The sequence below is a fragment of the Rhodococcus sp. 14-2470-1a genome, from assembly GCF_002259425.1.
GTDB classification, from domain to species: domain Bacteria; phylum Actinomycetota; class Actinomycetes; order Mycobacteriales; family Mycobacteriaceae; genus Rhodococcoides; species Rhodococcoides fascians_E.
On record NZ_NPFZ01000018.1, the window covers coordinates 36,393 to 45,385 of the forward strand.

Genomic DNA, 8,993 nt, shown 5'->3' on the forward strand with positions numbered 1-8,993 from the left:
GTCATGGCCACGCGCACTGAGCCTTCGCGTTCGACGGGCGCGCCTGTTCCGGGTTCCACGGCCAAGCCCGAGGTGCCGCGGTGGCGTCGTCGGCTGCGTCCGTATCTGTTGTCGGTTCCCGCCGTCCTGATCGTCGTCGGAATTCTGTACCCGTTCTTCGTCGGCGCGTGGTACTCGTTCCTCAACTACGCTGCCGTGAACCCGAACCCGGTGTTCGTCGGCTTCGCCAACTACGCCAGCGTTCTCGGTGACGCGCAGTTCTGGTCGAGCGTGCGCGTCACGGGCACGTTCGCAGTGGTGGCGACCATCGTGGAGACCGTCATCGGCGTGATCATCGCGCTGCTGCTCAACCGGTCGTCGATCGTCGGCCGCATCTTCGAGAAGGTGCTGATCCTTCCGCTGATGATCGCGCCGGTGATCGCCGCGGTGGTGTGGAAGCTGATGTTCAACCCGCAGTTCGGTGTGCTGAATCACGTTCTCGGACTGGGCAACACGTTCGACTGGTTGAGCAGTCAGAACGCGCTGTTCTCGGTGATCCTCGTCGACCTGTGGATCTTCACGCCGTTCGTCGCGATTCTCGTTCTCGCCGGCATCCGTTCCCTGCCAAAGGAACCGTTCGAAGCGTCCGAGGTCGACGGCGCGAGCTGGTTCTATATGTTCCGCCGGCTCATGTTGCCGATGCTGTGGCCGTACATCCTCGTCGCGGTGATCTTCCGCTTCATGGACAACCTCAAGTTCTTCGACGTGCCATGGGTTCTGACGGCCGGTGGGCCGGGTGTCGCGACCCGTTCGTTGCAGATCGGTGCGTTCGAGGACTCGATCATCAACCTCGACTACTCCCGCGGCAGCACCTACATGTTCCTGCTGTGGATCCTCGTGTTCATCACCGCGCGCTTCCTCGTGAGCGTGCTCGGCAAAGCACAGCGGCGCGCCGCTGGAGCGGAGAACTGACATCATGGCAAAGGAATTGCTTCCAGGGCAGCGCCGGTTCACCCCGGCCTCGGTCGCCGCGGACGTCGTGCTGCTGGTGTGGTTCGTGTTCTCGCTGTTCCCCATCGTGTGGATGGTGTTGCTGGCGCTGAAGTCCGACGCCGAGCAGACGAGCACGTACTTCTCCTTCACGCCGACGTTCGAGAACTTCGGAACCGTGCTCAGCCAGCGCGGAACCGACCTCACCAGCGTCGATTTCACGTCGTCTCTGCTCACCAGCCTCATCAACTGCGGCGGCGCGGTCATCGTCTCGCTCGTCATCGGTATCCCCGCCGCCTATGCGGCGGGTCGCTGGCAGTACAAGGGCAGCAACGATCTGATGTTCCAGATGCTCTCGTTCCGATTCGCGCCCGAGCTCATGGTGATCGTGCCGCTGTTCGTCATCTACAACCAGATCGGGTTGTTCGACACCAAGGTCGGCATGATCTGGGTGCTGCAGTTGGTGACCATGCCGCTCGTCGTGTGGATCCTGCGCTCCTACTTTCAGGATCTGCCGGAGGATCTGGAACAGGCCGCGCTTCTCGACGGGTACACCCGCTCGCGGGCATTCGTCATGGTCGCGCTCCCCTTGGTGCGCCCCGGCATTGCTGCAGCTGCATTGCTGGCCTTCATCTTCGCGTGGAACAACTACGTCTTCCCGCTCATCCTGTCCGACAGCAACGCCAGCACGGTCACCGTCGCGATCACCAAGTATCTCGGCGGTGGCGGGCAGGCCTACTACAACCTCACTGCGGCGGCAGCAGTCATCGCAGCACTCCCACCGCTGATCCTGGCGCTCACCATTCAGCGCTACCTGGTTCGCGGTCTCTCGTTCGGGGCGGTGAAATCCTAGATGGCACAGCTTGCAGTCAAAGGACTCAGCAAGAAGTACGGCAAGAAGATCGGAATCGACGGACTCGATCTCGACATTGCGGACGGCGAGTTCTTCGTCATCCTCGGCCCGTCCGGGGCGGGCAAGACCACGACGCTCAAGTCCATTGCAGGACTGGTCGAGGTCGACGACGGTGCCGTCCACATCGGCGGCACGGACATGACAGCTGTGGAGCCGTACCACCGCAACGTCGCGATGGCGTTCGAGAGCTACGCGTTGTACCCGCAGAAGACCGTGTCGGAGAACCTGGCATCGCCGCTGAAGTCCGGCCGCACCGGCAAGTACACCGAAGCCGAGCAGACCGAACGCATCAAGTCCGTGACGACGACTCTCGGTATCGACCATCTGCTGAAGCGGTTTCCGCGCGAGCTGTCCAACGGTCAACGTCAGCGTGTCGCGCTCGGTCGCGTGCTGGTCCGTCCGGCCGACGTCTACCTGCTGGACGAGCCCCTCTCGCACCTCGATGCGAAGCTTCGTGCGGCCATGCGCGTCGAACTGAGGCAGTTGGGTGAGATGTCCAAGACCACCACCGTTTACGTCACCCACGATTATCAGGAAGCCCTCGCCCTGGGAGATCGCATCGCGATCCTCCGCGAGGGGCGTGTGGTCCAGGTCGATACTCCCGAGAACATCTGGCGTACACCGGCGGACACGTTCGTCGCCAAGGCCCTCGGTCAGCCCGAGATCAACCTCTACGACGCAACCGTCGACGACGGATCGCTGCGCGTGCTGGGAAGCAGCATCGAGGTGTCCGCTCCGGCAATGCTGTCGAGAGGGGACAACGCGCGCATCGGCATTCGGCCCTGCGACGTCGACGTGCTCGCGCAGGCGTCGACGCAGCCGGGGAAGGTGAACTTCGAGGGCACCGTCGTACTCGCCGAACGTCTCGGACGCGACGTCGAGGTGTCCGTCGATCTCGGCGGAACCACTCTCATCGCGTTGTCGAAGGGCGGACGTCACATCACCGAAGGTGCGACGGTGACCGTGTCGGTCGACGCGTCGGACATCCACATCTTCGACGGCACCGACGGGGCGTCGGACGTCGAAACTCGTCGCCTGGGCGCGGCAGACAGCAAGGAGCAGTAGATGACTGCCGTACACACCACGACCGTCGCGCAGAGCCTGACGCTCGACAACCTGGTCAAGACCTACAGCTCGCGTGGGCGGGAAGAATTCAAGGCCGTGAAGGGTATCGATCTCACCATCGAGCCCGGTGAACTGATTGCGCTCCTCGGCCCGTCCGGATGCGGCAAGACCACGACTCTGCGGATGATCGCGGGCCTGGAGACGGTCACGAGTGGAGAGATCCGCATCGGCGACCGGACCATCACGGACCTTCCGCCCGGAAAACGTGAGGTCGGGGTCGGATTCGAGAGTTACGCGCTGTACCCGCCGCTGTCCATTCGTGAGAACCTCGCGTACGGGTTGAAGGCGCGCAAGGTCAAGGGTGCCGACGAGCTCGTGAACTCCATCGCTCGCAGGCTCGAGATGGAGGATCTGCTCGAGCTGCGTCCAGCAGGACTGTCGAGTGGGCAGAAGCAGCGCGTCGCATTGGCGCGGGCCCTCGTTCGGAACCCTCCGGTGCTGCTCCTCGACGAGCCGCTCTCGCACCTCGATGCCTCTGCACGCCAACGGGTTCGACGCGAACTCAAGATGTTGCAGCGCGAGTTCGGGTACACCACGATCGTGGTCACCCACGACCAGGTCGAGGCGCTCAGCCTCGCGGACCGCTTGGCGGTCATGGACGGCGGAGTCATCCAGCAGTTCGGCACTCCGGACGAAGTGTTCGACGATCCGGCCAATCTGTTCGTCGCAGGGTTCGTCGGCGAGCCGCAGATCAACGTTCTCGACGGTGTCGTCCGTCGTGCGGGAACCTCCAGTGTCGTCGAAATCGGGGACGGCACAATGTCGGTGAACGTCACCGATGTCTCCGACGGCACATCCGTCAAGGTCGGTATCCGCCCGCAGGACGCGTCGATCGTCGCGGGCGTGGCCGGTGACGGGCAGATTGCGGCGTCGGTGGACTACTTCGAGCACCTGATGGAGTTCGGCCAGGCGAAAATTTCCGTCGCAGGCGGCGGCGAACTTCTGGTGCAGACCCCCGCACGCGAAAGCTACCGCAGCCACGATCGATGCGCGCTCTCCGCTCCGGCCGAACGCATCTACCTGTTCGACCGTGAATCCGGTCTCAGACTCCGATAGGACCAGTCATGACAAGGCTTTTCAACGATCCAGCGTCGTTCATGGAGGACATGCTCGACGGATTCCTCGACGCCAACTCGCGGTACGTCGTCGGTGTCCCCGGCGGGGTGGTGCGCGCGACAGCGACACCCGAGGGCAAGGCCACGGTTGTCGTCGGCGGCGGGTCCGGGCACTATCCGGCGTTCTGCGGAGTGGTGGGTCGTGGGTTCGCCGACGGTGCCGTGGTGGGAAACATCTTCACCTCGCCATCGGCCGACGACGCCGCGTCGGTGGCTCGTGCAGTCGAGCGCGGCGGGGGAGTGCTGCTGACGACGGGCAACTACGCGGGCGACGTCATGAACTTCGGTCTCGCGGTGCAGAAGCTGCGAGCCGAGGGCATCGACGCTCGGTACCTCGCGGTCACCGACGACATCGCCAGCGCACCGAAGGATCAGATCGCCAAGAGGCGCGGCATCGCCGGTGATTTCACGGTGTTCCGGTGCGCGTCGGCCGCTGCCGACGAGGGATACGACCTGGACGGTGTCGAGCGGGTCGGAATCGCCGCGAACGACGCCACCCGCACGCTGGGCGTGGCCTTCGACGGCTGCACGATGCCCGGTGCCCGGGACCCACTGTTCACGGTGGCGAAGGGGACGATGGATCTCGGTCTCGGTATTCACGGAGAGCCCGGGGTGTCCTCCCACGACATGCCGACGGCCGCCGAGCTTGCGGACCTGCTCGTCGATGGCGTGCTCGCCGAGAAGCCCGAAGGCAGCGGCGAGCGCATCGCGGTGATCCTCAACGGGCTCGGCCGAACCAAGTACGAGGAACTGTTCGTCGTGTGGCAGACGGTGTCGCGTCGGCTGCGCGAGCACGGATACACCGTCGTCGACCCGGAAGTGGGGGAACTCGTCACGAGCCTCGACATGGCAGGCTGCTCGCTCACCGTCATGTGGCTCGACGACGAACTCGAGAGGTTCTGGACCGCGCCGGCGGACACTCCCGCCTATCGCAAGGGAGTTGTCGCCGGCGATACCGGGGAGCGTCGGTCGGCCGACGACGTGGCCGAGGCTGCGTCCGCGGTAATGCCGGAGTCCGACGAGCATTCGCGGGAGTGCGCTCGGTTCGTGGCATCGTCCCTCGAAGCCCTGGCGGAGCGAATGGCTGCTGCGGAGGACGAACTCGGCCGCATCGACGCCGTCGCGGGAGACGGCGACCACGGCCGAGGAATGGTGAAGGGTACGGCTGCTGCACGTGAAGCCGCGGACGATGCCGTCAACCGAGACGGCGGCACAGGATCGGTGCTCGCGGCCGCAGGCTCGGCATGGGCAGCGAAAGCAGGTGGAACCTCCGGAGTGTTGTGGGGTGCCGCACTGACAGCCATCGGAAACAGACTGGGCAACAACGGCGTACCGGACGACGCGGCCGTCGCCGAAGCACTGCGAGCAGGGTACGACGCCCTGACATCCCTGGGCGGTGCATCGCTGGGAGACAAGACAATGCTCGACGCTCTCGACCCGTTCGTCGGCGCCGTCGAGAAAGCCGTGGCCGGCGGAAGTGACTGGCGGACTGCGTGGTCCGACGCAGTGAACGTGGCAGGTGACGCTGCGCAGCGCACCGCGGAACTCCGTCCGAAGGTGGGACGAGCACGTCCCCTGGCCGAGAAAAGCGTCGGGACCCCCGACGCGGGCGCGGTGTCGCTCAGCATGTGCGTCGCCACCGTCGCCGAACTCTTCACGAAGCAAGGAACGTAGATCATGAGCAAGCTGAGAATCGTCGTCGGATGCGACGACGCCGGACTGCAGTACAAGCAAGCACTGTTGGCCGATCTGGAGAAGGACGATCGAGTCGAATCGGTCGCCGACGTGGGCGTCGGAACCGACGAGCACACCGCCTACCCGCACGTGGCCGTCACCGCGGCACGCATGATCGCCGACGGGTCGGCCGACCGTGCGCTGCTGGTGTGCGGCACCGGTCTCGGAGTGGCCATCAGCGCCAACAAGGTTCCCGGTATCAGGGCCGTCACGGCACACGACAGCTTCTCGGTCGAGCGTGCCGTACTCAGCAACGATGCCCAGGTGCTGTGCATGGGCCAGCGTGTCATCGGAATCGAACTCGCGCGTCGCCTGGCAAGGGAATGGCTGGGCTACACCTTCGACCCGACATCGGCATCAGCAGCGAAGGTCGCGGCAATCGGACAATACGAAACCGGTTCCCTCGCAACCGCGGAGGACGCAGCCAAAGCAGTATGCGACTGAGCTGACCCCGGCGCGACGGCGGAGCACCGAGCCCGCCGTCGCGCAGGAAGTCTCGAATGCGTCTCGAGGATTACTGATCAAATACCTGCGGTGCACAGTGACCCGTGGGCGTTCAGATGTTGGCAACGAAAATTGCATTTTCCGCACCGTACGCGACGAAAAGCCAGCTCAGCCCAGTTTTGGGTCTGCAGAAATGCCTGTAACCTGCGCTAAGCTGCCCGAATGGACTTCCCACCAGGCCGAACACCTGCGGTGAGCACTCCGGTGGGTTCTGCGGGGCTTGCATCTGCGGCAGTGGAGCCCGAGATCCCGCCGGCCGTTGCCAAGCGGATAGCGAAGGCTGTGGAGTCATCGCGGTCGGAAGGCACCCGTCGCACCTACGCCGCCGGATGGCGACGCTTCACCGGCTGGTGCGACCGGGAAGGCCATGTCGCGTTGCCGGCGCACCCGGTGACCGTCGCCGCGTATCTGGTTGACGCCGCGGACACCCGCATCGAGACGGGGGAGCGGGCCTATTCCGTCGCCACGTTCGGCACCTGGATCGCGGCGATCAATTACCAGCACCGCACCACCGGGCATCTGTCGCCGTCCGCACACGAACTGGTCACCGCAACCTTGTCGGGGATCCGGCGGGAGTATGCCGCGGCGGGGGACCGTCCCCGCACCCCGCGGGACCCGTTGTTGGTCGAGGACATCAAGGTTCTCGTCTCGACCGCGCGGGACCGGTGCCGCGGCTGGTCCGATGAGGTCCTCGAACGCCGCGACTCCGCGATCCTGCTCCTCGGGTTCGCCGGCGCCTTGCGGCGCAGCGAACTTTCGGAGCTGGTGTGCGGTGATATCACTGTGCATCGGCACGACGGCCTCCACGTGCGGCTGCGGAAGTCGAAGACCGACCAAGAGGGCAGGGGAGCGGTGAAGGCTCTGCCGTACACCGACTCCCACGAGACCTGCCCACCCTGCGCCTACGTCCGCTGGATCCAGGTCGTCGCCGCATTCGACGCCGGCGGCCGGCCCTCAGTCATCCGACTATTGAGAAAGCAAGAACCGTTCACGGGCCACGTGTGCCGCCGGGGAGTACCTCGTCGCACCGCCGCCCGTGCACCGCTGTTCCGGGCCATTGCCAAGAACGGAAACCTCGGCGCAACCGCGCTCTCGGGTGCTGCGATCCACCAGACCATCCGCCGCCGCGCCGAACAAGCCGGCTACGACCACGCCGCCCTCGCCAAGCTCGGCGGGCACTCGCTCCGCGCCGGGTTCGTCACCCAGGGCACCCGCAACGGCGCCGACGGATCCGCCGTAGCCCGGCAAACCGGTCACGCGAGTGTCGACTCGGTCGAGGTGTACCGCCGCGTGCATACACCCCTCGTAGGAAACGCTGTCACCGAGATCGGATTGTAAGTCACGCATTTCACTTTACGGTCCTGCTGTCGTCCTGATGGCCAACGGAATCTCTACCCGCGGACGCAATGCTTCCAGCCGTCCCGCGAACGTTCGCGCAACGTCGTCATACAGGGTCTTTGCCTTCACGCACGAGATGTCGACGACTAGCGCATACCGGATCTTGTCGGCGTTCTCGGGGGCTCCGCCGCCTTGTCGTGCGTTGTAGTGGATATCGAACACTGGGTCGTGTAGTGAGCGGCCCTGCATCCGAACTTCTTTGCGCATGACTGTTTCCCACTTGTGCGCATCGTGCCTGAGCGTCGCCTCCGGATCGAATGCCGAGCGTTGGAAGAATGGCCGAGACTTCGGATCGACGGAATCGTCATTCTTAAACTTCTGTGAGTGGGGACGGAAAGTAACATCCAAGCCGCTTCGCGTATAGCTTCCTGGGTCTTCTGGATCCACGGCGGTCGCATACACGATGGTCGCTTTCAAGGTGACCGAGCTTCTCAACGGGGTACCTGGAAGCGGGATCAGTGCCCGTAGGTACTGACTCGGGGTAAGTTCGCCCTGGTACACGACGCGGACTGCGCTCTCGCTACACGTTACAAGCGATTCCAATGTTTCGGGTACCTTCCCCCATCCCACCTCGCCAGCTGAGTAGTCATCAGCGACGGAGGAATGAATCAGTAGAGCCTTAATGCCTAGGGCAGAAAGACGATCTCCAAAGTGCGCTCGTACACCTGCCGCTAGCCGAAGTACAGCGGGTGCCGAAAACGAGGTACCGGTGGTGGTGGACAACTTCGGGGCTTTCAAGGAGTCGTACACCATGAACGGTTCACGGCCAGAGCCACCGAAGCCCATCACATCTGGTTTGATCACCCCAGGGCTTCGACCTGGTCCAATCGAACTATAGGGCGCTCTGGTCCACCCAGCTCGGATGCTGTCACTGGCTCCGATCGCGAACCCGTTCACTGAACTGTCCTGGATCTGATGGAGACCTGGTTCAAGCCACTTCGCGGTCGGAAGTGGCGATCGAGCATTGCTGACGGTACTCGTTTTCATAGGTGACGGGCGAAATGTAGCCGATCGAGGAGTGCAAGCGGCTGGTGTTGAACCAATGCACCCACGACGCGGTTTCCCGTTCGATCTCGGCCCGACCAGTCCACGACTTCTGGCGGTCGATCAGCTCGGTTTTGTACAGGCCGATCGTTGATTCCATCAACGCATTATCGAGCGCATCGCCGACGCTTCCGATCGATCCGGCCAGCCCCGATTCGATCAACGCTTCGGTGAAGGCAAGCGAAGTATAT

At 64.1% G+C, this 8,993-nt stretch carries 9 protein-coding genes and 1 pseudogene; 7 read left to right on the forward strand and 3 right to left on the reverse strand.

Annotated features, from left to right (window positions below):
- The first annotated feature begins 3 nt into the window (after positions 1-3).
- From CH292_RS09705 to CH292_RS09735, 7 genes are all read left to right on the forward strand, one after another.
- The gene (locus CH292_RS09705; protein ID WP_019667188.1) at positions 4-951 is read left to right on the forward strand and encodes a carbohydrate ABC transporter permease; all 948 of its coding nucleotides are present in this window, start codon (positions 4-6) and stop codon (positions 949-951) included.
- A gap of 4 nt (positions 952-955) precedes the next feature.
- Positions 956-1,822, forward strand: a complete 867-nt coding sequence (locus CH292_RS09710; protein ID WP_019667189.1) for a carbohydrate ABC transporter permease — start codon at positions 956-958, stop codon at positions 1,820-1,822.
- Positions 1,823-2,947, forward strand: a complete 1,125-nt coding sequence (locus CH292_RS09715) for an ABC transporter ATP-binding protein (RefSeq protein ID WP_019667190.1) — start codon at positions 1,823-1,825, stop codon at positions 2,945-2,947.
- Entirely contained in the window at positions 2,948-4,063 is a 1,116-nt protein-coding gene (locus CH292_RS09720; protein ID WP_094654572.1) for an ABC transporter ATP-binding protein, read from the forward strand.
- An 8-nt stretch (positions 4,064-4,071) separates the two neighbouring features.
- Positions 4,072-5,796, forward strand: coding sequence for a dihydroxyacetone kinase family protein (locus CH292_RS09725; protein WP_037162365.1), 1,725 nt, complete (start codon positions 4,072-4,074; stop codon positions 5,794-5,796).
- A 3-nt stretch (positions 5,797-5,799) separates the two neighbouring features.
- Entirely contained in the window at positions 5,800-6,300 is a 501-nt protein-coding gene (locus tag CH292_RS09730) for a ribose-5-phosphate isomerase (protein ID WP_094654573.1), read from the forward strand.
- A gap of 222 nt (positions 6,301-6,522) precedes the next feature.
- The gene (locus CH292_RS09735) at positions 6,523-7,698 is read left to right on the forward strand and encodes a site-specific integrase (RefSeq protein WP_094654574.1); all 1,176 of its coding nucleotides are present in this window, start codon (positions 6,523-6,525) and stop codon (positions 7,696-7,698) included.
- Positions 7,699-7,713: 15 nt separating this feature from the next.
- Here CH292_RS09735 and CH292_RS29290 read toward each other — a convergent pair whose 3' ends face one another.
- From CH292_RS29290 to CH292_RS09745, 3 genes and pseudogenes are all read right to left on the reverse strand, one after another.
- On the reverse strand, positions 7,714-8,175 hold the full coding sequence (locus CH292_RS29290) for a hypothetical protein (RefSeq protein WP_256977998.1): 462 nt from the start codon (positions 8,173-8,175) through the stop codon (positions 7,714-7,716).
- Between the two features lie 153 nt (positions 8,176-8,328).
- Positions 8,329-8,745 (reverse strand): annotated as a pseudogene (locus tag CH292_RS29625) (S8 family serine peptidase); the annotation flags it as partial.
- Positions 8,687-8,993 (reverse strand): integrase core domain-containing protein (locus CH292_RS09745; RefSeq protein ID WP_143545732.1); only part of this gene is annotated, 307 nt, incomplete at its 5' end. The pseudogene CH292_RS29625 and the gene CH292_RS09745, both read right to left, overlap by 59 nt.